Origin of the sequence: uncultured Sunxiuqinia sp. (assembly GCF_947495665.1) — a bacterium.
Lineage (GTDB): Bacteria > Bacteroidota > Bacteroidia > Bacteroidales > Prolixibacteraceae > Sunxiuqinia > Sunxiuqinia rutila.
Genome location: NZ_CANLZV010000006.1, coordinates 268,516 through 294,632 on the forward strand (window position 1 = coordinate 268,516; position 26,117 = coordinate 294,632).

General features: G+C 45.3%; 18 protein-coding genes and 1 tRNA gene. 5 read left to right on the forward strand and 14 right to left on the reverse strand.

All coding sequences use genetic code 11. The annotated features are described in order from the left end of the window. Window positions 1-26 precede the first annotated feature (26 nt). The 3 genes from Q1A18_RS10080 to Q1A18_RS10090 form a co-directional block, all read right to left on the reverse strand. On the reverse strand, window positions 27-1,376 hold the full coding sequence (locus tag Q1A18_RS10080; protein WP_299579096.1) for a Gfo/Idh/MocA family oxidoreductase: 1,350 nt from the start codon (window positions 1,374-1,376) through the stop codon (window positions 27-29). Window positions 1,377-1,391: 15 nt separating this feature from the next. Next, on the reverse strand, window positions 1,392-2,924 hold the full coding sequence (locus Q1A18_RS10085; RefSeq protein WP_299579098.1) for an SUMF1/EgtB/PvdO family nonheme iron enzyme: 1,533 nt from the start codon (window positions 2,922-2,924) through the stop codon (window positions 1,392-1,394). A 216-nt stretch (window positions 2,925-3,140) separates the two neighbouring features. Then, complete coding sequence (locus tag Q1A18_RS10090; protein ID WP_299579100.1) at window positions 3,141-5,522, reverse strand: LamG-like jellyroll fold domain-containing protein; 2,382 nt, start codon at window positions 5,520-5,522, stop codon at window positions 3,141-3,143. 343 nt (window positions 5,523-5,865) lie between these two features. On the opposite strand from Q1A18_RS10090, the gene Q1A18_RS10095 reads away from it, so the two are divergent. Further along, window positions 5,866-5,940: transfer RNA gene (locus Q1A18_RS10095), tRNA-Val, on the forward strand. Window positions 5,941-6,066: 126 nt separating this feature from the next. Here the strand turns inward: Q1A18_RS10095 and Q1A18_RS10100 are convergent. From Q1A18_RS10100 to Q1A18_RS10135, 8 genes are all read right to left on the reverse strand, one after another. Continuing rightward, the gene (locus tag Q1A18_RS10100) at window positions 6,067-8,469 is read right to left on the reverse strand and encodes a GH92 family glycosyl hydrolase (protein ID WP_299579102.1); all 2,403 of its coding nucleotides are present in this window, start codon (window positions 8,467-8,469) and stop codon (window positions 6,067-6,069) included. Between the two features lie 206 nt (window positions 8,470-8,675). Beyond that, a complete protein-coding gene (locus Q1A18_RS10105; RefSeq protein ID WP_299579104.1) occupies window positions 8,676-10,991 on the reverse strand; it encodes a glycoside hydrolase family 95 protein in 2,316 nt (771 codons plus the stop codon). Window positions 10,992-11,228: 237 nt separating this feature from the next. Beyond that, window positions 11,229-12,140, reverse strand: coding sequence for a sugar phosphate isomerase/epimerase (locus tag Q1A18_RS10110; protein WP_299579106.1), 912 nt, complete (start codon window positions 12,138-12,140; stop codon window positions 11,229-11,231). A 255-nt stretch (window positions 12,141-12,395) separates the two neighbouring features. Beyond that, window positions 12,396-13,379: a glycoside hydrolase gene (locus Q1A18_RS10115; protein ID WP_299579108.1), complete on the reverse strand. Its 984-nt coding sequence runs from the start codon at window positions 13,377-13,379 to the stop codon at window positions 12,396-12,398. Window positions 13,380-13,390: 11 nt separating this feature from the next. Beyond that, a complete protein-coding gene (locus Q1A18_RS10120; protein ID WP_299579110.1) occupies window positions 13,391-14,455 on the reverse strand; it encodes a sugar-binding domain-containing protein in 1,065 nt (354 codons plus the stop codon). Window positions 14,456-14,521: 66 nt separating this feature from the next. Continuing rightward, window positions 14,522-14,899 (reverse strand): hypothetical protein, encoded by a 378-nt coding sequence (locus Q1A18_RS10125; protein ID WP_299579112.1) that lies wholly within the window; start codon window positions 14,897-14,899, stop codon window positions 14,522-14,524. A gap of 323 nt (window positions 14,900-15,222) precedes the next feature. Next, window positions 15,223-15,903, reverse strand: a complete 681-nt coding sequence (locus tag Q1A18_RS10130) for a response regulator transcription factor (protein WP_299579114.1) — start codon at window positions 15,901-15,903, stop codon at window positions 15,223-15,225. Then, a complete protein-coding gene (locus tag Q1A18_RS10135; protein WP_299579116.1) occupies window positions 15,881-17,434 on the reverse strand; it encodes a HAMP domain-containing sensor histidine kinase in 1,554 nt (517 codons plus the stop codon). The genes Q1A18_RS10130 and Q1A18_RS10135 overlap by 23 nt, the downstream gene beginning before the upstream one ends. A 396-nt stretch (window positions 17,435-17,830) precedes the next feature. Here Q1A18_RS10135 and Q1A18_RS10140 point away from each other — a divergent pair, with 396 nt between their 5' ends. From Q1A18_RS10140 to Q1A18_RS10150, 3 genes are all read left to right on the forward strand, one after another. Next, window positions 17,831-18,259, forward strand: coding sequence for a hypothetical protein (locus Q1A18_RS10140; protein WP_299579118.1), 429 nt, complete (start codon window positions 17,831-17,833; stop codon window positions 18,257-18,259). 89 nt (window positions 18,260-18,348) lie between these two features. After that, complete coding sequence (locus tag Q1A18_RS10145) at window positions 18,349-19,101, forward strand: hypothetical protein (RefSeq protein ID WP_299579120.1); 753 nt, start codon at window positions 18,349-18,351, stop codon at window positions 19,099-19,101. Then, window positions 19,088-19,924, forward strand: a complete 837-nt coding sequence (locus Q1A18_RS10150) for a hypothetical protein (RefSeq protein WP_299579122.1) — start codon at window positions 19,088-19,090, stop codon at window positions 19,922-19,924. Before Q1A18_RS10145 ends, Q1A18_RS10150 begins: the two co-directional genes overlap by 14 nt. 83 nt (window positions 19,925-20,007) lie before the next feature. Here Q1A18_RS10150 and Q1A18_RS10155 read toward each other — a convergent pair whose 3' ends face one another. Beyond that, on the reverse strand, window positions 20,008-21,006 hold the full coding sequence (locus Q1A18_RS10155; protein ID WP_299579124.1) for a bile acid:sodium symporter family protein: 999 nt from the start codon (window positions 21,004-21,006) through the stop codon (window positions 20,008-20,010). 153 nt (window positions 21,007-21,159) lie between these two features. Between Q1A18_RS10155 and Q1A18_RS10160 the strand changes: the two genes are divergently transcribed. Continuing rightward, window positions 21,160-22,335 carry an aldo/keto reductase gene (locus Q1A18_RS10160; RefSeq protein ID WP_299579126.1) on the forward strand — a complete coding sequence of 392 codons (1,176 nt, stop codon included), beginning with the start codon at window positions 21,160-21,162 and terminating at the stop codon, window positions 22,333-22,335. A 917-nt stretch (window positions 22,336-23,252) separates the two neighbouring features. Here Q1A18_RS10160 and Q1A18_RS10165 read toward each other — a convergent pair. Continuing rightward, window positions 23,253-24,833 (reverse strand): calcineurin-like phosphoesterase family protein, encoded by a 1,581-nt coding sequence (locus tag Q1A18_RS10165; protein ID WP_299579139.1) that lies wholly within the window; start codon window positions 24,831-24,833, stop codon window positions 23,253-23,255. Window positions 24,834-25,170: 337 nt separating this feature from the next. Continuing rightward, the gene (locus Q1A18_RS10170; RefSeq protein ID WP_299579141.1) at window positions 25,171-25,536 is read right to left on the reverse strand and encodes a DUF559 domain-containing protein; all 366 of its coding nucleotides are present in this window, start codon (window positions 25,534-25,536) and stop codon (window positions 25,171-25,173) included. Window positions 25,537-26,117: the final 581 nt, after the last annotated feature.

Genomic DNA, 26,117 nt, shown 5'->3' on the forward strand with positions numbered 1-26,117 from the left:
TAGTGGTTTAATTGGCTCAGGTATTATCAAGCTTTGTGTGCTGTTCCCGGCACAGGAACAGGAAATTCCATCTCTACCGGACCAAATTTCATCTCCTTTGGTCCCAAATCCATATCCGATTTAAAAATCTCATCCCAAGTTACCTTCTGCCCGGTATAAGCGGCTGTCCGCCCCATAATAGCCGTCAAAGTTGAAATGGCTGTTTGCTCCGCTTCATTCACGTACTCGCCCGTACGAATGGCATGAACCAAGTGCATATGCTCCTGTACATAAGGTGGAATTTTCACCTTCGACATGGGCTGCCCATCCTCTCCTTCCGGATATTCAAATTTCCATTTCACCGTCCCATCCAGGTTCCAGATGGTATTCTGACAGTTGGTGTAACCTTCCGTTCCAACAATCATCTCCCCCGTTCCATTCGCACAATTATCAATCTGTCGGCTCATACTGTGTGAACTAAGCCCGTTTCCGTAGTCGAAGTCAATGCTGAAAAAATCATACTGATCCCCCGTCAAACGTCGGGCACGACCACCATAACCAATCGCACTTTCGGGCTGTCTTCCCACAAACCAGTTGATCACATCAATGTTGTGAACATGGGTATCTAAAATATGATCGCCACACAACCAGCAAAAGTTATTCCAGTTGCGAAGCATGTAGGTCATATCATCCCAGCCTTCCTCACGCGTGCGAAACCAAACATGATTCTGGTTCCAAAACGCTTTAGCCGAGGTAATTTTTCCGATGGCTCCATTAGCCACCTGCTTGTACGTTTCAATATAATCTTCCTGGTGACGACGCTGCGTTCCGGTAACTACATTCATTCCAATCGCTTCCGCTTTTTTTGCTGTGGCAATTACCGAGCGAATACCAACCGGATCAACCGCCATTGGCTTCTCTAAAAAGACGTGCTTCTGTTGCTTAACGGCCTCCTTGAAATGCTCGGGTCGAAATTGCGGAGGTGTTGCCAGCAACACCACATCCACCTCTTCCAGCGCCATCAGCTTCTGGTATGCGTCAAAGCCTACAAAACAGTTCTCCTCCTTAATGGGGCGTTTATAGCCAGCAAAACGCTTACGACAAGCATCAATTTTATCCTGAAATACATCAGCCAACGCCACAATTTCCAAATCAGGCCCGGCACTAATAAAATTAATCGCCGCACCGGTTCCCCGATTTCCGGCACCTACCAAACCAGCCCGCAGCTTTTTTCCGGCAGGAGCCGCTTTCAAAATAGGTGGCAAGCCTAAAACCTGAGCATCTTTCGTATTCTTACAGGATGATAAAACGGCTCCGGCTCCAATCACGCCAATTCCGGCAAATGCTGTGGCCTCAAGAAACCGGCGTCGGTTAATATTTTTTGATTTATTGGTCATGACTTTGATCTTATTTTATTGCTCAATTAATTCTTCTACCTCACAAACAACACGGAAACCAACTTCCACCACATCCGAATACCACCAAATGGATTTAGGCATCTGTGGGTCAGTCATCAACCACGCTTTTGTTTTTGTATAGTCACGCGCTGCACTGCGCACATCTTTCGCATCACTCTTAAACGATCCACCACGCACCACATGCTCGCGTCCGTTCTTAGGTCCTCTCGGATCAACCACAAGCTTCTCCTTGGCATATTCCTTATAAATGGCCGGATCATAAAAATCCAGACAGAACTCCGCCACATTACCCGAAAGGTTTTTCAGTCCAAACGCATTGGGACGAACCGAATTAGGCTCTTTGGTTTGCCCATCGCTATTAAGCTCGTAAGCCACATAAGTATTGATAAGGGTGGTATCGGGTGAAAATATTTTTCTGAAAATACCGGTGGCTGAATAGTCCTTCGGACTGCCTTCAAAGAAATACGGCGTTTGACTTCCTGCTCGACAAGCATATTCCCATTCCGCTTCGGTTGGGAGCCGATATTTCTTACCGGTAACCTGACTCAGCCAGCGACAATACGTATTGGCCGCTTTCCAACTCATGGTAATCGCAGGTTTGGATCCTCTTCCCCAGCCCTGGTCCGGTGCTCCCCATGGAGGTGTTGGGCCAGTAATACCATCCACTTCTTCATCCACCTCAAGGGCTTCTTTCCTACCTTGTGAGGATGTCGCATTGAAAAACGCCAGGTATTCATCCCAACTCACTTCAACTTTTCCCATCCAGAAGTTCGACACTTGCGCATTAAAAACAGGTCCTTCGTCCGAATCACGCAGAGGCTCATCGTCAGGACTTCCCATCTGAAAAGTGCCTCCAGGCACAGCAACCATTTCAAAGGATACACTGGTTCCTGGGATTTTCTCCGTAAAACTTTCAAAGGATTCAACCTGCGTCGGCGCTTCGTAAATTTCCGTATTCGCTTCGGCAAGCTTCCCAAAACTCAGGTTGTGTTCGTGCTTGGCATTCGGATCATGATGCCCCACATGCAGGTGACAGTTGATGCAGCGCAACTCTTCCTTGCTTGTCAAGTAATATAGGTGAGCATCATCTCCTTCCGGAGACAAGGTGGTAGGAAATAAATTCTGGTGACACTTCAAACAGGCATCTTCATAAACAAAATGCCGGGCATTCTCAAGTTTTCGTTTTTCTTCCCATTTGTAGTCAGCGCTGTCTTTAAACAACATGCCATAAACGTCTTTAAAGCCATGTTTTGCTTTGGCTGCCAGGTGACCATGTCCTTTGGGAGGTAAATGACACTCGACACAATGCACAATAACTCCGGCACTATTATTATAATGGGTAGAAAGTTTCCAACTCTGCTCTGCATGCGGATGCACATGACAAGACATACAATAATCATCCGTCTCCGTGTATTCAATGGCTTTGTTCCCTAAATTCAGAACAACTACACAAGCTATGATGCCAATGAATATGAAGCCTGCATAAATTCGTTTGCCACTCCACATTCTTTCTAACTTCAATTTCATCAAGGTCTCAATTATAGTTTTTGGTAAATTAGTGACCTGAATCTAAAAGAAGACAGTTACCCACCCTTTAACCCTGACTTAGGCAGTGGTTAATGATGGGTTAATAAATGGGTTAATTTTACATTTTCACCCAAAAACACAAAATCATAAAATATTGATAAAAAGGAATGTAGAAGATTAACAAAAAAAATTAACCCTCTTGTAAAAAAGCTAAGCTTAGGCCTTGAGAAGATCGTCAAAAGTAAGCTCTAATTTTTCACCATAAAGTTCTTCATAAAGCGAAGCAAACTTCTCATAGGTGTATTTGGCGGTATTGAGGTTATCCTGAATGACCAGTGCTCGAAGCTTAAAAGACAGGGCCTGATCATTAATCGGGTCAGTAACCAGAATCCGGTCAGCCAGCTTTAAAATCAGTTCATGATCAGTCTGTGGATCTAACAAATGAATAAACTTCAGCAGATTATCAACAATATTATTCCCCACATTGCCTTTGTAGTCATCCAGCCAATCATGCGATTCATCCTTAAACACTTCACCACCACGAATAATCTTATAGAAATCCAGATAAAAGCCGGGCTCCTTTTCTTTATTTTCATTCAGCAACTTCAGGCATTCTGCATAATCACAATAAACGGCCTTACTGAATTGAATGGTCCAGCGATCAACATTAAAAACCACTTCAACCTGATCCATTCGCTCCAAGATGATTCTCAACTTACGAATCGTAACGCCCCGGCTGTTTTTAGCATTCTGATAACTCAAATCAGGCCAAAGAATCCGAGACAGTTCCTTCGTTGAAATTCCTTTCCGATTATGCTGTGAATAAACAAGAACCAACAAAAACAGCTGTTTAATTTTGGGCGTGAATTGTCCGGTAATGTCCGTTCCTTCAGCATCCACCACTCGAAAATCGCCAAAAAGTTGTATGAAGTTCTTTTCCGGGTAATCATGAAGCTCATCGTCCAGTTCCTTCAGCTTTTCAGGAGGCAGCAAACGCTTGCGCCCTAAACGAGCCGGCAGCTTCAGGTAGATAAGCAACAGAAAGACCAAGGCCAGAAAAATGACACCTATTTTTGACAGCAAAGGATAACGCAGAAATACATTCCGGCTTTGCGCCAAATCAACCAGATCTTTGCTCAAACTCCAGATTTCTTCTTCGCCAAGTGTTCGTGACCAAATCACCAGATCATCAATCTCCCCATTCATGTGCGCACTGGCAGCATAGCCAGCCATTCCTAAATAGATGTTTTCGCGCCCTTTGTACGAAGGATGCCCCAACGAACGGCTATCCAACTTTCCGTCCACAAAAATGGCTTGTTCACCGGTCAATTTATTGTATCGCCACACCAGGTGATACCAGCGTCCTGTTTCAAGGATGGTTTTTCCTTCCAAGTCATTGGAGTAAAATCCGAAATAAGGTTTCCGGTTGCGCAACACCAAGTGAATCGATTGCTGATAAGAACTGCCCTTGGTTCCAATGATACTGATATCTTTATTATTCGTATCATAAGCATCAACCTTAACCCACGCCGAAACAGTAAAGTCATGATCCCTCAGTTTGAGATCTTCTGCTTTGGGCAATTCAATGAAACTTTCACTTTCAAAAACAGCCACCATCCCCCGCAAGGGATCATTTTTGTAGTGCACGCCAACATCTTTCCCATTAACCCCATTGATGCTATAGTCGATAGCTCCATTTTCGAAACCATAGTAAGCTTCCAGTCCTTCAGTAATATCCAATGGTACAGCCACAAAATGCTGTAGTTTATTTTGTTCCGGCTCTTCAAAAACAACCGTTTCGGGCTTAAACTGGTATCCCGGACTCTTAGGACTTAAGGTCAATGTTTCACCCGGACCTACCGGGAAGCAATATTTTCCACTGGTCAAACTATTGGTTCCTTCCCAACTCACATAATTCAGGGTTTGGGCATTGAAGGTCACCGTCCCCTTTATGGTATGAAAGCTTCGCAACTGATATAGCACCTGAATAATCCAACTCTGATACCGGTCCAACATGATGAAGTTGGGAGTCTTCCCGGTACTTTTCCAAACATTTTTCACATGTTCAATCAAGTAAGGATTTTGGGTTGTATTGAAAAACGAATCATCCGGACGACCTGCCCGCCTTGGGAAATTATAATCATTATAAATCAGCAGGTTGTTCTTGGGATCGCCTTTTAAAAACTCACCAATAAAATCAGGCGCTTCCAAAATAGAGAAATAAGGTTCAACAGCATAGTCCCAAACATAATGTAGCCAATCAGGACTGTTCCGGTGTTGCTGCATCATAAAAACAACCACCCGCTTACCGGTTTCCACCATGTTTCTGAGCGTTGGCCATTCATTGTCCGACTCATGAATATAGAGATAGGGCAGGATCCCGGACTCTTCAACCACTTGACTCAACTCATTGGTATTCACGTTAAAATCCAGAAATAAAGTTAAAATTTTATCCGGCTTGGTCTCCAGGTGCTTCCGAATCAAAATAAGCTGATCCAGAAAGGGTGTTGACTGTCCACGCGAATTACGAAGCATCAACTGGTTTTGCTGTCGCTCCCATTCGAGGTAAAACCGAAATCCGCCAATGTTTGAATTCAATAACTGTTGAACAGATTTTGTTTCTTTTAAAGTAGCATCAGTTCCAGAAAAGTTAGAAATAACAAAAATGCTTTCATCATAATGCTTAAAGACAACGTCTTCAGCAGCCTTAACAGGCCATGAGGCGAGCCAAAATGAATAGAATAGGAAGATATATCTTATCAGTTGCTGTCTTTTCATAAATTTAGAAACAAGTACGATTCAAATTTAATCAAACAAAGATATAAAAAGGCTTGATTCATCACGATAGGTATCGCATTGGATTGTAAAGTATCATAAATCAATCCATTTTTTTGATAATTTAAAAACGGAATGATAATTTTTCTATTTTTGTGATTCGAAAGGGCTGTTAGCTCAGTTGGTTTAGAGCATTACCTTGACAGGGTAGGGGTCACTGGTTCGAATCCAGTACAGCCCACAAAAAGACCAGTAAGTTTATCACTTGCTGGTCTTTTTTATTCCTTATTCAATAGCTGTGCAATCAGAAACTCAAGCTATCAACACCTGTTCTTCCTTACCAAACCAAAAACAATAAAAGCTGCACTTACAGATTATCGTTTAATGAGGGAGGCACATCGCTAATGCCCGTTCCCCAACCTCGCTGAGGCTTTGGTCCCATCTGAAACTCAAGCACTCCTCCCTCCATAATCTCCGCATGTGAAATCCATGTGCGAGAAAATGGCTTCCCATTCAGCATTGCCGATTGAATATATTTATTCTGAGTCGAATTATTCACTGCTTTTACCGTGAAGGTTTTCCCGTTCTCTACCTTCAGCCGGACTTCTCCAAACAACGGACTTCCAATAACGTAAGTTGGCGACCCCGGAGTTACAGCATAAAAACCAAGTGAACTTAACACGTACCACGACGACAATGATCCCATGTCCTCATTTCCGCAAAGTCCTCCCGGGCCAGTGCGGTACAATTGCTCCACAACCTGCCGAACCCGTTTCTGCGTTTTCCAGGGCTGTCCTGCGTAATTATACAAGTAAGCAACATGATGGGATGGTTGGTTGCCATGCACATACTGCCCAATGGTACCCACCACTCCAACATATTTAGGTAAACTAATCAGTGGACTCATTTCAAAAAAGGTATCCAGCTTATCTACAAAATTTTCCTTCCCTCTAAAAAGTTGAATCAAGCCATTGACATCATGCTGTACCGACCAGAGATATTGCCAGGCATTTGATTCGGTGTAATAACGGTTAGGACGTCGGCCAACCAGTAAGGGATCAAAGTAGGCATAATAGGAGTGGTCCCCTTCAGATACAACATGCTGGTCTCGACCATTTAGCGCTTCCAGCCAGGAACCGTCGCTTTTTCGTGGACGCATAAATTGTGTGCTTTCATCCCAAACGTTCTTGTAATTGGCTGCACTTTTCATGAAATCCTGATAATCATCCAGCTTTCCCAAATCTTTTGCCATTTGAGCAATGCACCAATCATCATAGGCAAACTCCAGCGTTTTGGGTACAGACTCTTCAATTTTATCCACCGGGACATAGCCCAACTTCAATAAGTATTCGAGGCCGGATCGGGCGTCCTCGCGTAAGGCAGGTGGAGCTGGAAACTCACGGGCCTTCTTACGCATCGCATTGTAAATGAAATCCACATCATAATCCCGGTATCCTTTCCGATAAGCATCAACAATAACCGGCACCAAATGGTCACCTACCATACCCTGTCCAAAAACATTTTGAAAATGCTGAGCCGGCAGCCATCCATAATCACGGATTTTTGCCTCAATGGATTTGATAAAATCATTGACATGGTCAGGTGCAATTAAGGTCAAAAGAGGGTGTTGCGAACGATACGTATCCCAGCAGGAAAATGAGCCATAAAAATCAAAACCTTTAGCCTCCTTTATCGCTCCGGAGGCCCCCATGTATTTACCGTCCGCGTCCTGCGAAATATACTGGGCAAGCAACGAACGATACATCGCCGTATAAAAGATGGTTTTCTGGTCATCTGTTGCTCCCTCAAGCTGAACACGCGACAGTTCACTGTTCCACACATCCTCTGCCTGTTGTTTTACAAGATCGAAATCCCAGTGGGGCAATTCTGCCTCCATATTTTTCCGGGCACCGTCAATACTCACATATGAAAGAGCAACTTTCACCAAAACTTGCTCCTGATCTTTGGTTTGAAATGTGACAAAAGCACCTATATCTACTCCCCGCTCCCCACTTTTATAGGGGAAATAACCAGCACCTGACTCAGGAGTCGAATAGCTTGCATCAAAAGTTCCATAATATTGAAATGGCTTACTAAATTCAGCAACAAAATAAACCTTACCAGCACCTGATCCTTTCACCCCTTCAATCCGCTGGTTATCGAGGATTCGAAGTTCAGAAACATCCGTTTCCTGATTCCCGCCAATTTGATGCCCCAAGTCAAGAATTACCCGTGCATCATCAGCTTTCGGAAAGCGGTATCGATGAAAACCCACCCGCCGGGTCGTGGTTAACTCGGCCTTTATTCCATAATCTTTTAACAAAACAGCATAATAGCCCGGGGAAGCCTTTTCATCCGAATGATCGAAGCGGGAACGATAGCCCGCGTCTGGCTCCTCTGCCGTTCCCGGAACCAGCTGAAGCTTATTCCCAACGGTAGGCATTAACAGAACATCACCTCCATCAACCATGCCTACGCCACTCCAATGGGTATGGCTAAAACCAATAATTGAGTTGTCAGCGTAAACATATCCGCCACAATACGTCCACCCTTCTGTACCGGTATCCGGGCCAAGGTGAACCATGGCATAGGGTAGCGATGGCCCCGGAAACGTGTGTCCAAAAAACTGTGTGCCTATAAAGGGATCAACGTATTTAATCAACTCGTCCTCCTTTGCCTGCCCAAAACAGGTAAAAACCGATACTCCCAGAAAGACAAGAAACAATTTTAAATTTAGCCGCATTTTTAGTGTCATAAGTTTATTCTTCATTTCAAATGTTCATCATTTTCAGAGAAATCAATCTTCCTAAAAATGCCCTCATTTATTGAGAAGTACCACCAAAATATCAATGAAAACAGATGATTTCTTAACCCAAATCGCAATTCCTTCAACAGTTCCAACCCGAACAAAGCAATAAACAACTAGTAACAAGCTCTTCTTCAGATTGATTTTGAAACTGCCTGCGGCTTATCAGCCTACAATTGGTTCAATTTCCCATCGAAGGTATATTTCTGCCCCACGTCGGTTTGTAACTCCACTTCCAATTCTCCTGACTTCAACTTGCAGGGCTTACCGGCTTTTGACCAAACTTCCAATTTCTCCAGCTTACCCTTACGCCAGCTAAAAGCCAGCTCAAAACCGCCGCGGGCGCAAACACCCGAGATGCTTCCTTCCGGCAAAGCAGCGGGCAAAGCCGGAAGAATCGATATTTCATCCAGATGGCTCTGTACCAACAGCTCGATCATGCCTGCAGGGGCTCCAAAATTGCCATCAATCTGGAAGGGCGGATGGGCATCGAATAAGTTAGCATACGAACCGCCACCGCCCGAGTAAGCCACCCCATCAATGTCTACCGGACGAAAAAGCAGTTTCACCATGTCGTAAGCATGGTTTCCATCCAGAAAGCGAGCCCAAAAGTTAATCTTCCAAGCCAAACTCCAGCCGGTTCCTTCATCTCCCCGGAAGATGAGCGATTGCCGCGCAGCTCGCATCAGCTCCGGAGTTTCCTTCCAGTTAATTTCATTGCCCGGATGAACCGCCCACAAATGAGACACATGCCGGTGTTTATTATTAGGATCATCCAGGTCAGTCAACCATTCCTGCAGCTGACCGTATTGTCCAATCTGATTGGGGGCAATTTTCGGCAGCAGGTCAGTTAATTTCCGGGCAAAATCCGGATCGGTATCTAAAATAGAAGAAGCTTCGATGCACGAACGGAATAAGGCGCGGATGATTTGATGATCCATCGACGGACCAGCAACCAAACCACCTATCTCCGGTGAGTTGGATGGCGTACTGATCAAATAGCCTGTAACAGGATCTTCAATCAGAAAATCAGTAAAAAACTCAGCAGCCCCTTTCATGATAGGATAAGCCTTACGAGCTAAAAACTCGCGATCCTGAGAGAACAGGAAGTGCTCCCACAAATGCCTGCTCAGCCAGGCTCCTCCGGTTACCCAAATACCATGGTTCGAGTGATTAATGGGTGCTGTGCCCCGCCAAATATCCGTATTGTGATGGAGTACCCAGCCCGGTGCCTGGTAATGCTCCCATGCAACCTCCTTCCCTGTTTCGGCGCAATCAGCAATCATATCGAAAAGTGGCTGATGACATTCGGCCAGGTTGGTCAGCTCGGCCGGCCAGTAGTTCATCTCCGTATTGATGTTGACCGTCCATTTGCTATCCCATGCCGGATCAAGCTGATGATTCCAGATCCCCTGCAAATTGGCTGGCTGTGTTCCCGGCCGACTGCTCGCAATAAGCAGGTAACGCCCATACTGAATGTATAAAGCCAGCAACTGAGGATCATCCGAATTCTTATTAAATGCGACAATACGTTCGTTTATAGGCAGAAGCTGTCGCTCATTCGCTCCAAAGCTCACCTTAAACCGCTGAAAAAGTTTCTGATAATCGGCCTGATGTGCCTGACGAACGTCTCCCATTTTTTGATTCGACAACCAGGAAAGCCTTTCCCGGACATCTAGCACCGGCTTTCCACTGACATCATTATAGTTGACATAATTTGTTGCAGCAGTCAGATAAATGGTGGCCGTACTGGCATCTTCCACTCGAAGTTGACTGCCTTCGGCAGCAACCAAGCCATCGGAAAAAACACGCAAGCCGGCTATTCCATATAAAGCACCATCTTTCACCTGTACTTTCAGCGAAAGCTCGTTTCCATCGGCTTTGATTTCTTTGGACTCGTGAAGGGCATCAAATGACAAATCAAAATTCAAGGCCTTGGGCTGATCAGCCGTAAGCTGAATGGCAATAGCTTGATCAGGATAGGAAGCCAGGTACTCCCGGGTGTAATTTACGCCATCAGCTTGATAAGTCACCCGATGTACAGCCTGCTCCAAATCCAACTCGCGATGATAATTCGTAAAATCCGTGTGCTCCGGAAAGTGCAGGTACAAATCACCAAAAGCCTGGTAGGCCATTTGTCCGAGCGGCACGCTCATAAATTCAGCCATCGCCAACTCTTCGGCTTCTTTCTGCTTACCGTCAAAAAGCAATTGCCGTATTTCTTCCAAATGCTTCCAGGCACCCTGATGAGCATAACTATGCGGGGCTCCTTGCCAAAGCGTTTCTTCGTTGAATTGAATGCGATCATGTGCCACACCACCAAAAATCATAGCACCCAGTCCACCGTTTCCAATAGGTAAGGCATCGGTCCATTTTTCAGCAGGAGTGCTATACCATAATTTGAGTGACGAATTGTTGCCTGCCCAAACGGAAGCGCCAAGCAGCAATAAAAGCAGGAAACTTGTTAAGCGTAGTCGATTAGTCATAGTTTATTTCGTTTAGGTCAATTCAGGTTCGAAAGCGTGTCAAACACAATTTGGGATACCTGTTTCGTAAAGTTAATTATTTTGTTTATTCTCCGAGGCTCATTCCCATCATTTTGAAAATCAAACAATCCCAATAATTCGAATTCTGAGAAGCCTTGTAAAGATTGCCAACAAGCATAAAAAAACCCGAAGCAAAAAAGCCCCGGGTTTCATTCTTATTTAAAATTGTTGTGCTAGCTACACCAGAATATCTGTTGTCAGGTTCTTGATACTTACTTCCAGCTCTTCAAAAGGCCTTCCGTTCCCCTGATTATCATCTTCAACAAACATATATTTCATGCCGGCAACATCTTTGGCTGCCAAAATCGATTTGAAATCAATAACCCCGGCACCAACCGATGTAACATCGTCTTTGTTTACATCAAAGAACGGAGCTTCTTTCTTGCCCATGTCTTTCATGTGGAATAACTGGAATCTTCCGGGATATTTGTTAAACAAGTCCACTGGATCGTATCCGGCTTTGTTGGTCCAAAACAAATCAAGCTCCATGGTAATGTACTCCGGATCCATTTCAGGCATAAAAATATCGAAATAAGGCACGACACCATCAATGTTTTTAAACTCGAAGTTATGATTGTGGTAACCAAACTGGATACCAACGCCTTTCATGATTTTACCAACTTCATTCCAATCGCCTACCATTTTCTTATAGGTCTCAATGTTGCGGTCCTCTTCGTTCACCCAAGGCTGAACACAATATTTCACGCCTAACTCGGCATGGTCATCAGCCATCTTTTGAGCATTATCAACGGTAATTCCGGCGGCCTCAACCTGAGTGTGACTACTTAAAATTGTCATTCCCAAGTCGCTCACGATTTTCTTGAATTCTTTCGGAGCATAGCCGTAAAACTTGCCATCAGAATAACTGGCCAACTCAAGATTCTTGTAGCCCAGGTCCGATACTTTTTTCAGCGAACCCAACACATCGGCAGCCATGGCATCACGGATGGTGTACAATTGCAGCCCCACTCCGAAGCTTTTTCGGTCAACAGCTTTTGGAGCACATGCGAGTGGTCCTAAAACAGTCAATCCAAGGGCTCCAGCCGCTGAAATCTTTAAAAATTCTCTTCTGTTGTTAAACTTTGTCATGATCTATTCTTTTGTTTGGATATAGGTTAAATGTTGTCTTTTTACTCGAAGGCTAAATATACAATAAATCATTTATATACACGACAACTCGCCATAAACTGACACAAATAAGATCGTCAGTTATGCCGGATTTCGACCAGCTTTCGCAGCTTCCCACACAAGCAGAATCCTTGGACACAAAAAAGAGCAGGAAGCTGTCAACAGCCGGCTGCTCTCTGAATGATAAATCCAATCGTCAAAAACGAATTGTAAAGCCTAATTTCGTCGTTTTGATTTCCAGTATTTTCGAAACTGGTCCTGGGTCATAATCCCAACCGGGCCTTCATAAATTCCGCCTAAGCCGGTGCGATCGTAAACGCGGATTTCCAGAATGTTTTCTTTGTCGGACTTAAAAGCTCCTGGCGGAAAAAAATAGTTCCGGAAGTCACCATCGAAATCTCGGTTCGACCAACGTTCATAATCTCCTGTTTGTCCCATCAGCCGGCCATTCAAATAAAGCTGATCGGCATCGTCAATTTTACCGGCAAGCAATACCAAACGCTGCCCAACAACATCAGCCGGCAGTTTAATTTTACGCGTGTAAACTGCATAGCCATTGTAGTTATTGTAACCCTGATTTTCCCAGGCTCCCGGGACCAGAATATCGGTATGATTGTTTGCGTTGAATGCTTTTCCTTTGTTGAATAACCAGTTTCCCGTCAAGTCAATCAAAAATGGAGGAAGCACACCTGAGGTGTAAATTCGCACGTTTCCTGAAACAATTCCTCCTTCAAGCTGACTGTCGTAAACCCGAACGGCAATCAGGTTTTCTTCGCCGAAACGAATGAGATGAGCAGGAATCTGATACTTACGCAAGGCATTGTAGGCTGTTGAAAAATGAGGAGGAAACGAGCCTGTCTGTCCCACCCGAACCCCGTTGATAAACACTTCATCCACATCGTCGATGTAGCCCAGCTCCAATACCATTTTTTTATCCGCCAACGATTGATCAATCAACACCGAGGTTCGGTACCAGGCATAGCCATCGTATCCTCGGAAACCTTCATTTTCCCATCGGGCAGGCACCCTGATTTTGTCCCAGGCTGAATCATCATAGTCCAACGAAGCCCACTCGCGTTGGTCGCCAATGCGGAATTTCCACAAACCACGCAAGCTCATCTCGTCTGGCTCAAAAGCCAAGCACAACGGAGTCATCACCAAAATCAGGATCAGGCTTCCCAACCACCGTATGAAATGCATTTTCCTCATCGCTAATCAAATAAACGAATCAATTCCTGAAAAAAAGAATTCCATCCACTGTTTTGTTCCTGCCATCGCGTTCGCTCACGGAACCCCTGAATATCCTCAGCTTTCATGATTCCAACGGGCCCTTCGTAAATCCCGCCAAACTCGAAGACATCCTCCACCTGAACCGAAAGCAGGTTTTTACTCCTTAAATAGTTTGAAGGAATTTTATAAATGCGGTAAAGCGACCAGGCATTGTTTCGCTGGAAGCGCGAATAGCCATCCAGCTCCTCGACACTCCCAATTTCATGCCCATTCAAATAAACTTCATCATAATCATCAATCTTCCCCAACACTAGGTAAAGCTCCTCTCCTTTCAGAGATTCAGGAAGGGCAAATCGTTTTCGATACCAAGCCGTTCCGTTATAATCAGCATACCCCTGGCTTTCCCAGTTCATAGGGACATAAATTTCATTCCATTGCTCATCGCTGGTTTGCGGACTGTTCATTTGGCCAAAGTTATCCGTGCTGAACTTCCACATCCCACTCAAATCAACAACCATACGATCCTGATCGAGATCAGAGTAAAGTCCAAACTTATCGGCCCGCAATATTCCACCTTCACGCCCTTCATCATACACGCGAATGACAATGGTATTTTCAGAATTACTCAAAAGGGAGACCGGAACCAGGTAGTGCCGTTCTTTATCGTAAGCCGTTTCATAATTGGGGAAAAAGCCTCCGGTTTGACCAACCTTTTGCCCGTTTATAAAGACTTCATCCACATCATCAATAAACCCTAAAAACAGGTGGACCATTTTCGTTTTTGGAAGTTCGGTCAATCCAAACTTTTTCCGGTACCAGGCATATCCATTATACCCTTCGTAATAATGCTCCCAAGCTTTGGGGGCATCAATAAAATCCCAATCATGCGTATCGGTTTCCGGGCGGGCCCACTCCGGATCATCGCCTACCGTAAACTGCCAGCGCCCTTTTAAATCCACCAGCATCTTCCAATCCGAAGCTTTCAGCTCCGAAGAACTAAAAGCCAGCAGGATAAACAGATAAATTATATACGTTTTGTTAGCCATGATTGAGTGAAGTTGCGTACAAGATATTTAAAAACAAAATCAATTCGAAATGCTGCATACTTTTCGCTACTTCGTGTTGTAGCGCACCGCAAGATTAAAGACATAGGCTTTCCCCACAAGCACTTTGTCCGCTTTCAGTTCACTGGTTTTAAAAATGTGTTTCACGTAATCCTTCGCTGCTTCATCATCGCTTCGAAGCCGAACCAGACTCAAGGATTGATCGCCATTGACGATAAAACACACCTGAACTTTTTCATCCAGCTGGTTGATGTTGTTTTGGTAGAAGTAATTGTTCCAGTCCTTAATTTCTTCTTTAAAACAATCAGAGATTTCATTGTACAGGTCTTTTTTGGCCATGTTTGTTGCGGTTTCCCCGGCAAAAGCCAGGCCGGTCATCATCATCAAGGCGACAACCATCATCGGAATTGTTCTTCTTGTTTTCATTGCTTTGGGCTTTAAGTGTTACTACTTGTAATTGTTTCTGATACAAAGTAAGTGCACGGATGTAACCCGCCTGTCAAACACGCGTCATACGATGCCACAAGATGTCACAGAAATGTCACCAACAAGAAAAAACACAGGGAGTGGACCATCGAGCTAGCTGCAATGGACCATTTGAGGAGAAAAGAACAAAGGGAGTAATGAGTCTCGAGAATCTAGAACAAAGAATCAGGAATCAAACTGAAAGACAGAAGACTGAGAAGGCACGAACTTTCTAAGAATCAAGCAATCCGAATATCGGATAGTCAAAAAGACGATTGCATCATTCACAGCACCAGTTTATAACCCACGCCGTGTACCGTAATAATGTGTTGGCTGTCCGGAGAATCAATCTTATTCCGAAGCCGAACAATAAAATTATCCACCGTGCGTGCAGTAGGTTGGTAATCCATACCCCACACATGATCGAGAATTTCATCCCGACTTACAATCTTGCCGGCATGACGATGAAGGTGATGCAGAATCTCAAACTCTTTGTGCGACATTTTCACAGGCTGGTTGCTGCCATTAAAAGCTTCGTAGGCCTCAAAAGAAACCCGCAAACTACCGATAACCAAAAATTCGGCTGTTGACGCATTCCCCGGGTTTGCCCTCCGCAGGATCACCTTGATACGGGCCAGTAATTCGCGCAGGCTAAACGGCTTGGTTACATAATCGTCGGCACCCAGTTCTAATCCCAGAACCTTGTCCAGCTCTTCACCACGGGCAGTCAGCAGAATGATTGGCGTATCCATGCCGGCGGCACGCGCCTTTTTACACACATCAAAGCCCGACATCCCCGGCAGCATCACATCCAGCAAGACCAAATCGAAAGCGCCGGATTGCAGTTTTTTCAGGCCATCGTCGCCCCGGTTGGCGGTATCTACCTCATAACCCTCAAACTCGAGATTATCGCGCAAGCCAACCAACATGGCCTGCTCATCTTCAACGATTAGAATTTTGGACATCCTTTTCTGTTTTTAGCGGAAATTTTAAAATAAATGTACTCCCCTCTCCCAGCTTACTGCGCACCGTAACCTGGCCTCCATGCACCTTCATCATCCGTTTTACCAAGTTGAGTCCCAAGCCCGACCCTTTGGCCCGGTGCGCCAGGTCGCCTTCAGTAACCCGGTAAAACTGATCAAAAATGTGTTTTTGATTTTTGGATGAAATGCCAATCCCATTGTCCTGAACCTCCACCCAAACCTGTTTGGCTCTTTTCACCACTCGAACACGAACTTCTTTTTCAGCCTTATCGCTGTATTTAATGGCATTGTCCAGCAGGTTGTTCATCATCGTTTTCAGCGCTTCCCGGTCGGCTTCAACCCAGGCATCATCATCCGACGCTTCAAAACAACAATTCACCTGGGCAGCAGAGAGGTGAGATTCAAACGAGGCAATCATTTCAGGAATCACCTGCTTCAGATCAACCCTTTCAAAACGATATTTGATCCGGTTCCTTTCAATGCGGGAAAAATTCAGTATACGATTGACAATATCTGTCAGGCGAACGCTTTCCTGTTGAATGGTGGTCAGGTATTCTACCTGCTTTTCTTCCGTTTTTACCCGTTTCAGCAAAAGCGTTTCGGCATACATGCTAATTAAGGCCAAAGGGGTTCGTATTTCGTGCGACACATTGGCCACAAACTCAGCTTTAATCGCTGCCAGTTTCATCTCTTTCCGGATATTAACCAGCACAAATACAAAACCAAGCACCACCAACAGCCCCATAGCCATCATGGTATAATTATCACGCTGGCTGCGTTCGGAGGCCAATTCATCCAGGGTCTTCGACTTCAGCCTTATCCCAAGCTTATATTCAGGCAAGTACCACATGGCTGCCTGTTTCAAAGACTGACTGTTCCCGATTTCTGCTTCATTGGCATAAACCACATAGCCCGTCAGCGAATCGGAAATAGCAATATAAAAAAGGTCCTGCGCCACCTGTTGAATCATGGGCCCCAGGTTTTGCTCCATAAAAGTCCGGGGATCAACCACCAGCTGGCACAGCTGCTCCCCACTTCTGTTTTTAGGCAGAAAATAAAGCAACAGATTATCCTGCCACTGGGCTTCCTTAATGCGCTGGTAATTGGCTTCAAGGTAAGTCTGAAGCTGCTCCACCTCCGCCTTTTCGGGCCAAACATTGAGGCTGAAAACGGAATCGCTAAAGTAAACAGCCTCTTCTTGCGATGCTTTCAAATCCAGGAAACGCACCGCACGAATCGCCGCATTGTTCTGGAAAAGGTTGTCCACTATCTCCTGCATCAGCTCATCTTCAGGAGCTATCGGTTGATCCAGACTCTGGCTCCACTGCACCACAATGTTTTCCGAATATTGGTTAATAGAGTATAAAATCGATTCGAGCTGGGTGCTGAAAACCCGCTCCACCATCTGTTCGTTTTTGGTCAAGGCTGAAAACTCGCGAACCAGAAAGAATCCCATTGGCAAGGCAACAATCAGCAGCAAAACAAGGCTTATTTTCGCAAGCGTTCGACCCATAATAACCATTTGCTTTTCGTGCAACTCAATAAAGATATTAAATCAATACCAGTTTTCGAGCCTTCTTTTTCACCGACTTTTAAATAAGTCTCACATCCTCAGCCTTCCATGAAACGCATAACAACAAACCGATAACGCACGAATGCTTGATAATTTCAAAAAAACTCGCAGCTGTTTTTCCCTTATTAACAAGCGTTTAGACCATCAAAAACAATTCATCTCAGCTAGCTAAACATAGTTATTTTGAATTAGTCTAAATAAGGCGTAACTTGCTTATTACTAAAAGCAAAGCAACTTCCAAGCAGATCTTCTGCTGCCTTTACATACACCAAAATCAACCCGAAGTAAACCTACGCTCTGGAAAGTTTAAACATAATGATAACAAAAACAAGGTGTATGAAAAAAGTTCATTTATTATTCGTTTTGGTACTCGTTACCGCCTCCGGTTTATTCGCTCAGGAAGAGGTTAAACCGGTCAAGTTTGAAAATGTAAGCTGGCAAGAAGTGGTACTTGTCGACTTTAAGCCCGGCACCATCGAACGTGCCAAAGAAATCATCACGCTATACAAAGCTGCAGGAGCAGCCGCCCAGGTTCCGGGACCTGAAATGCACTGGTTTATGACCGGAGAATACAACATGATGCTGATTTGGACCATGAAAAACGGGCCTGCCGACATGGAATGGCGACGTTCGCCGGATGGAGTAAAATGGTGGAAAGAATTTATCAGCCAGCAAGGCTCCAAAGAAGCCGCCGAAGCACTTCAGAAGGAATACACCAGCCTGGTGTTAAAGACAACCAGCTACATCACCTACAAAGAGCTCTGACCGATCGTCCACTTGAAACAACTGCAAAGACCTTCAATCTTGCTTTACAAAACGTTTGACTTGATTCTTATTTAAAAATCTCAACATTCATGAAAAAAATTTATTTCCTTCCGCTACTTGCCTTGATGCTCGTTTCCTTACTTACCTACGCACAGGAAAACAAGAAAGAACAACTCTGGTACTGCTATGTAGAAACCGTAACGCCTGATGCCCTATTTGAGTATCAGGAAATGAGTATTGAACTGGCTGCCTTAGCCAAAGAACATGATTTTCCCTTTAACTTTTATGTTTGGTCAACACGCGACCTGGACTTTGAAGTCTGGTACCCCATCAACTCACTCGATGACATTACGGTCATTGAAGAGCACTGGGATATGATTATGGACGAGTGGGGCGAAGAAAAAGCCGTTGCTTTTGGAAAAACGAAAACCAAAAACAACTCGTTTACAATGATCACTCAATACGAACTTTCGTTCCGACCCGAAAATCCAAGACCTGAAATAGCCGAAGCCGGCTACCTGCAATTCCAGGAATTCCGGATCATTCCCGGGAAGCAGGAAGAGGTTGAAGCTGTTATTCGGGATGCCAACAAACTGCTTGCCGAACACAACTACGATGATCCTTGGTACATTGCCAAGCCCGGTATTGGCATGGAAATGCCAAGCCTGATCGCCTGGTCGTATGGCAAAGATGTGCAGGATTTCTATAAACAGGACAAGAAATTTCAGGATGAATTGGGCGAAGTGTTTAAGCCGCTAAACAAGCGTTTTATTGCCTGCCTTGCCAGTGTTAAATCGGGTGAAGTGTATTACAAAAAAGCCTTTAGCTATGAAAAGGAGTAAACTTCAACTGCTCAGTTTAAGCTTAATCGTAATGCTGTTATTTTCCTGCGCCAGGCAGGAAATGAAGCCGGCTGAAAAAACAGTTGTTGGCATTTTTACACCCTATTTCTATTTTCCTGAAACCCTGAATGGCCATGTTCAGATGTTCCGGGAAGTAAACTATTGGGCTCAAAAAGAAAATGGTGGTATCATCGCCGGAAAGCGCATCAGCCTGGCTGACCGGGACAGCCTGATTCAGTGGACCAATGACATCGAAGTCCATTTTGATGAGAACGGCAACGTCAAACAAAGTGTTTTCCTGGATGAAAACGATCATTCCTTTGGACATTGGTCGGTGGAAAGCACCAACGGAAAAGTCAGCAAAGCCAGCTGGATCAGCAAGGATACCGTTCGGAACTATGTCCTGATCAGCCATCCTTCGGAAACCGAGCTTAAAATGGAACGCTTTCATGGCCAAACCGATACCTTAATCAACTATGCCGTGGTCACCCTCAATCAACTGGGGCAAAAGACAGCCATGCAATGGTACAACTCCCGGGAACAACCCCGGGGCTATGTCCGGTTTAACTACAACATGGCAGGCCAACTGGACAATTACACCGCAAGTAACTCCGATACCCTACAGGTACAAATGAATTTTGTGACCAATGATCATGGGTTCTTTCAATCGCAGGAAGTATACAGCGCACGCGACAACACCACCGAAGTGTATGTTTATGAATACACCTACGATGACAAAGGAAACTGGATCAGTTATACCGGTTACAAAGACGGCATTGCCCAGGTGGTGTGCAACCGCACTTACACCTACTATTCCGAATAATCTCCCTATATTCCCTTAGGTAGACTCCCAACCCAGCTTCATCCCCCAGATTTGAAGCTGGGTTTTCCTTATCATGAAACCACTCAGCCCTGATGCAACTCCCGGGCATAGCGGCGCGCGATAATACTGATGTAGAACAGTTGAAAAGCATGGTAGATCATGACCGGAACCAGAAACAGACTGCCAATGGTGGTGTCTCCAAACAGCACCATCACCATGACCGAGCCATGGACCAATGATTTTTTGGAGCCGGCAAACAGCACCGTTATCCGGTCTTCGCGATTGAAATGCAAGCGTTTGGTCAGGTATTTGGTTCCTTCAAAAATAAAGAAGAACAAGCCGATAACACTGCCGCCCAGCAGCAACAACTCGTGCAGGGCAATGCTGTTAAAAATACCGTTTAGAAAAGAATCGCTGAAACTTCGGTACACCACCATCAAAATCACCGATTTATCGAATAAGCTGAGGTAAGCTTTGTTGCGATTCGCCCATTTTCCCCACCAACGATGCAGAATCAGTCCCACAAAAACCGGAATCAAAATCTGGATCACCAGGTCATGCAATACCTGACCAAAAGCAAAGGCCTCCGTTTGCCGCTCCATAAAAAGGCTCATCCACAAGGGGGTAAGCAAAATACCGATCACCCCGGAAATACTGGCGTTGAAAATGGCACTGGAAATATTTCCTTCAGCAATGGAAACCATCACCACCGATGACGAAACCGTGGAAGGCAAAGCGGCCAAAAAGAACACCGACAGCCAGAGGATTTCATGGTCGGTGCCGGCAAACAGCGGATGAAAAGCCAGCACCGTTAGTGGAAAAATCAGGAACGTAATGCCTTGAATCAGCAGGTGAAGCCGCCAGTTACTCAGGTCATTTTTCAGTTTCTCGGGGCTTAAGCGCAAGCCATAGAAAAAAAACAACAGTGAAATTCCATAGCGAATCACCACCTTCAGTTCGATGGTACTCCCCTCCTTACCGATACCCGGCAGCAGGTAAGCCAATAGAATCATTACCAGAATGCCGGTGATAAATCCGTCAGGCAGAAAGCGTTTTACCAACTGAAGAAATTTGTTTCCCATGAGGCTAATCTTGTCATTATCGTCTGTAAAGATGGGGCATTTTTCTGAAAAGCGGTTCAGCGCAAAAGCTTATTCCTCCATTCAATTGCTAAACCTTCCTTCCGGTTTTCTTGTTTGATTGATTACTTTTGTGCCTCTTAAGCCCTTCATTTTATGGATTATTCGAACCTCAGCCTGTTTCGGCCCCAGATGGAATACCGTCGTTTTGGAAAGACCAACAAACACCTCAGTGTCATTACCCTTGGCGGCATGCGTTTCAAACATGCCCATCAACTTCCCCGCCACGAGGTGCCGCACGACACCCTCAACCAAGCCAGCCAAACCGTGCAGATGGCGCTGGAGCAAGGCATTAACCTGATTGAAACGGCTTACGGCTACACCAAAAGTGAAACGATTTTTGGGCGCGTGCTGAATCAGGAGCTCAAAGTCAAACGCGACCGCTATTTCCTGATGACCAAGGGCAATCCAAAAACAGCCGAAGCCACCCGTCAACTGGTGGAGGAACAACTGAAGACCCTGCAAACCGACTATTTTGATTTTTATGCCTGGCATGGCATCAACACGCCCGAGCTGCTCGAACAGGCCTGTGCTCCAGGAGGCCCGGTGGAAACCTTGCTTCAGCTCAAAGAGGAAGGAGTGATTGGGCATGTAGGATTTAGTACACACGCGCCGCTCCACGTTATTTTGAAAGCCATTGAAACAGACCTCTTCGACTTTGTCAACCTGCACTATTACTATTTCTTTCAGCGTAACGAGCCAGCCATTGCCCTGGCCCAACAAAAGGACATGGGTGTTTTTATCATCTCGCCCAACGACAAAGGGGGACGCTTGTTTAGTCCGCCGCCCAAGCTCCAGCAGCTGACGGCGCCGCTTTCCCCCCTTCAATGGAATGCCCGCTTTTGCCTAAGCAATCCCGGCGTACACACCTTGTCTTTTGGCTTGAATGAACCTGAGCATTTTGACCCGTTAAATGGTATCTTTCCGGCGCCATCGCCCTTGTCAGCCGATGATTTACGCATCAAAAGGCTGCTGGACGAGCAAGTGGCAGAAGTGCCCTATGCCGATTTTAATGGCTACGCCATGGAAAATGATCCTTCCGGATTGAACATTCCCGAGATCCTGCGCTTCCGGAAACTCTGGAAGTGCTATGACATGAAAGCCTTTGGCGAATACCGCTACAACATGTTCCAGGAAAAAGACCATTGGTTTCCGGGGCAGTTTCCAACCGAGGAAAACCTGCAACAAATTGATCTTAGCCGCTGCCCGGAAGGCATTCCGATAGCCAAACTCATCCGCGAAACGCACGAAGGACTGTATCGCCCCAAATAGTTTGGCTATTGCTTGAGCTTTTCCAAAGGTTGGAACTTGGGAAAAGGCTTGATTTTTTCTTCTTACTTTTTAAACCTTTCAGATCTTCAAAACACAGAAAGGATGACGGCAAACATGTCTCTTGATTACAAAGCAAAAGCAGTTTGCCGTTTCTCCTCCTTTCCGAGGAGGAGTGGCACCGATTGATCGGTGACGAGGTGATTCACTTTTCTTTATCAGTGTGAGGTTCCATTCCTTCCTAACTCTTCCGATCACATTAAACCTACTTGTCCTTTTGGCTTAATCCAAAAGAACGAAAAGATCAAGGCTGACGAGGGTTTTGAATGAAAACCACGGATCAGTCACTCCCCGAAAACCAACTCCTCCCTTTGGTCGTCAAACAGGTTTTTCTTAGCGAGTACCTACGCGAATTCCTTCCCTTGTTTTCTGGTTAAAAACCCTCGTAGGCCAATCCTTTTTCCGATAATTAGTAGTTGGATTCGTGTCTTCTTTGAGTTTAGCATCTTCCTGAACTTGTCTCAGAATCTTTCCCATCGCTTGTTTTACAAACTCTCCCCAAGCTCGCTACACGCGCTTTGCCCCTTTCTTCCGGAAGAAAGCGGAAGAGTCAGTGAGATCCGACAGGATTGAGCAGGACTCTGGGGTGAGTTTATCAGTGATACCCCTTGCAACAAGCATTCTCTTTAATCTCTCTTCAAGCCAAAGGGACTCATCCTCTATTCCCTTTTCTCCGGTTCCCGTTTTCCTTTCTCCATTATTATAAACACGAAAAGCCCTTGATCCGAAGACTAGGCATCTTCCTGATCAAGGGCTTTTCGTTAAGCGATGTATTGAAGGTTTTTGAAACAAAAAAGAATCATTCCTTTCTTAGAATGCTCCATTCGTTCTCCTGTTTCCCTTCTCCGGCCTCCTTCAACCTATTCTTTGGTCGCAATCCGATAGGTACTGGTTTGGGTATGCGTTTGCCCCATCAGGTCGGTTGCTTTAATTTCGATGGTATGCTCACCCACTTCCAGGTCGGTTGGGATCCGTCCGCGCCACAGGTGGGTACAGTCCACCGCATTCGACGGACGACGTCCATCCAGCAGCTCTTCTGTAAAATCATACTCATGCAGCACATGCAAGTAGGATGGATCAGAATCATTCACCCGATGCATTTGCACCCAAGGGCCATCATCCACCCGGTAGAACACCGAGTCGCGCTCACTCCCCATAAAGAAGTTGGCAAAAATGCCGGCCGAAGTTCCCTTGTTCTGCTCCACCACTTTAGGGGCATAAATCTCGAACTGGTAATCGTCCGAACGACCTGCCACCTTGTAGTTGATGCGGTATTGGTTGTTATCAAAGTTCAGGTAGGCATAGCCCTTGGGAGTACCATCACGCATGGTGGAATAAGGCACACCATTTTCATTTAAACGACCACTGTACCAATCGCCCGAGGTGGTTCCCACATTGTAGTGATGGTGAAAACCATCCTGCTGCCAACCGGCCTTCTCGTCAAACAAATCCTGACGTTGCAAGTGGGTATGTGCCGACAAGGACAGGGTGTACGGGAAATCTTTCAGCAGCTCGAACAAGCGTTCGCGATCAGCATCGCGGTAAGGGTCACCCGCTGGCTCGCTAATGGGGATGTGGAAAGCCAATACCACCAGGTAATCCTTGGGGACCAAGCGAAGATCGTTCTCCACAAACTGCAGCTGATCTTCACGAAATCCACCCCAGTAGCCTTTTCCATCACGCGGGTCCGGATACAGGATATCATCCAGCACAATGAAGTGCACCTTGCCGTGATTAAACGAGTAGTTGGCCGGCCCGAAATGCTTTTCAAACGACTCATCCGTCAGGTGATCTTCCTCCCCATCGTAGTTCATATCGTGATTCCCCATCACATTGTACCAAGGCACACCAATGGGCTGCACTGCTTCTTTATAAGGTTGAAACAGATCAAGGTTGTCGCCTACCAGGTCACCCAGGCTCAAGCCAAAGGCCACGTTATCGATCCCTTTCAACTCCTCAACAATGCCACGCGAGAAGAAATCGATCTGGTTCATGTTGTAGGGTTGTGGGTCACCAAAAACCAGCATGCGAAACTGGCTCTGATCGTCATCAGCATACAAGCCAAAATCAACCGAACGAGGGAGATCTCCTGTTGGGGCCGTGCCTTCGTACTTCAACTCGGGCGAGCCATTGGGCTTGTGGATGTAGTAAAACTGAGGCAGGTTGTATTCATTCACCGGAAGGGTGTAACCTGAAGGTTTAATCACGAAAATAATCTGGTCGTCGGCCAGCGGAAGCGTATACTCGCCGCGCTCGTTGGTCTGAACAACCGCAACACCATTGGAAACTGCCACACCGGCAATTCCTTTTTCTTTGCGATCCTTTTTGTTGTTTTGATTGCTGTCTTCGTAGACAACACCCCGAACCACTGACTGGGTGCGGGAATACGCCGAATAACTAAAAAAAAGACCCACGAGGGCCAGCAAAATAATTCTTTTCACGGTTAAGTGGTTTTGTGCACAAGTGCAGGTTAGACAATAACTAATCAGCCGGTTAAGGCTCGTCTAAGTTAACAAAACAAACCCGAAAAAGATTACCCCTACCTAAGCACTGCATCAATAAAAAGTTAAGCTCGCGAAATAAAAAACAAGGCAAAAAAGCTGAAATTGACCACGCGAGATGGGGGAAGAAGAGTAATATGGTATTTTTGACTCTCCCCAAGCTCGTTGCACTCGCTTTGCCCCTCTCTTCCGGAAGAGAGGGGAAGAGTCGCTGAAATCCGACAGGATTGGAAGCGACTCTGGGGTGAGTTATCTTTTCTGCAAAGCCGATACAGAATCACGAGTCAAGCACTGACTTTATCTTGTCGAGAACGTTATGCACATCTTTCAATTCTTCATTTTTAATCCTTAGAACCCGCATCCCAAGTCCTTGCAGAATCGCATCACGGTGTTGGTCATCCTCCTTCTGAAAGTCATGAATTTTTCCATCAACTTCAATGACCAGCTTTTGCGAAGCGCAATAGAAATCAGCTATGAAAAATTGTGGATGATTATTGTCTAGTTGATATATAATCGGATGTTGCCGAAGAAATTTATACCCATGAAACTTACGGGCTCGAAGCCGTCCCCACAGTTTCGTTTCTTCACGGGTCATATTTTGACGCAAGCGCCGTGCTCTTCCTATTGGTGACTGATCACTCATTACATTTAGGTTGATGCACTAATTTACAACAACTTAAAGAATATTTGAAGGTTTTCTCAAACTCTCCCCAAGCTCGTTGCACTCGCTTTACCCCTCTCTTCCAGAAGAGAGGGGAAGAGTCAGTGAAATCCGATAAGGATTGAACATGGCTCTGGGGTGAGTTCAATTAAAACAAAAGACTATTAATAGAAAATCGATTTGACAAATGACTCAAGCACGTTCCATGTTGCTCAAATTCTAGACTCTCCCCAAGCACGTTAAAACGCGCTTTACCCCTCTCTTCCGGAAGAGAGGGGATGAGTCGGTGAAATCCGACAGGATTGAGCATGACTCTGGGGTGAGTAGAGTAAAATGAAAAATTATTAATAGAAAATGGATTTGATAAACGATTCAAACACGCTCCAAGTTACTGATATTCTATACTCTCCCCAAGCTCGTTGCACTCGCTTTGCCACTCTCTTCTGGAAGAGAGGGGAAGAGTCGGTGAAATCCGACAGGATTGAACATGACTCTGGGGTGAGTAGAGTAAAATGAAAAATTATTAATAGAAAATGGATTTGATAAACGATTCAAACACGCTC

Coding starts and splice junctions, on each gene's coding strand:
- Q1A18_RS10080 (WP_299579096.1), bottom strand. CDS start 1,376: ATGACCAATAAATCAAAAAATATTAACCGACGCCGGTTTCTTGAGGCC.
- Q1A18_RS10085 (WP_299579098.1), bottom strand. CDS start 2,924: ATGAAATTGAAGTTAGAAAGAATGTGGAGTGGCAAACGAATTTATGCA.
- Q1A18_RS10100 (WP_299579102.1), bottom strand. CDS start 8,469: ATGAAGAATAAACTTATGACACTAAAAATGCGGCTAAATTTAAAATTG.
- Q1A18_RS10105 (WP_299579104.1), bottom strand. CDS start 10,991: ATGACTAATCGACTACGCTTAACAAGTTTCCTGCTTTTATTGCTGCTT.
- Q1A18_RS10110 (WP_299579106.1), bottom strand. CDS start 12,140: ATGACAAAGTTTAACAACAGAAGAGAATTTTTAAAGATTTCAGCGGCT.
- Q1A18_RS10115 (WP_299579108.1), bottom strand. CDS start 13,379: ATGCATTTCATACGGTGGTTGGGAAGCCTGATCCTGATTTTGGTGATG.
- Q1A18_RS10120 (WP_299579110.1), bottom strand. CDS start 14,455: ATGGCTAACAAAACGTATATAATTTATCTGTTTATCCTGCTGGCTTTT.
- Q1A18_RS10125 (WP_299579112.1), bottom strand. CDS start 14,899: ATGAAAACAAGAAGAACAATTCCGATGATGGTTGTCGCCTTGATGATG.
- Q1A18_RS10130 (WP_299579114.1), bottom strand. CDS start 15,903: ATGTCCAAAATTCTAATCGTTGAAGATGAGCAGGCCATGTTGGTTGGC.
- Q1A18_RS10135 (WP_299579116.1), bottom strand. CDS start 17,434: ATGGGTCGAACGCTTGCGAAAATAAGCCTTGTTTTGCTGCTGATTGTT.
- Q1A18_RS10140 (WP_299579118.1), top strand. CDS start 17,831: ATGAAAAAAGTTCATTTATTATTCGTTTTGGTACTCGTTACCGCCTCC.
- Q1A18_RS10145 (WP_299579120.1), top strand. CDS start 18,349: ATGAAAAAAATTTATTTCCTTCCGCTACTTGCCTTGATGCTCGTTTCC.
- Q1A18_RS10150 (WP_299579122.1), top strand. CDS start 19,088: ATGAAAAGGAGTAAACTTCAACTGCTCAGTTTAAGCTTAATCGTAATG.
- Q1A18_RS10155 (WP_299579124.1), bottom strand. CDS start 21,006: ATGGGAAACAAATTTCTTCAGTTGGTAAAACGCTTTCTGCCTGACGGA.
- Q1A18_RS10160 (WP_299579126.1), top strand. CDS start 21,160: ATGGATTATTCGAACCTCAGCCTGTTTCGGCCCCAGATGGAATACCGT.
- Q1A18_RS10170 (WP_299579141.1), bottom strand. CDS start 25,536: ATGAGTGATCAGTCACCAATAGGAAGAGCACGGCGCTTGCGTCAAAAT.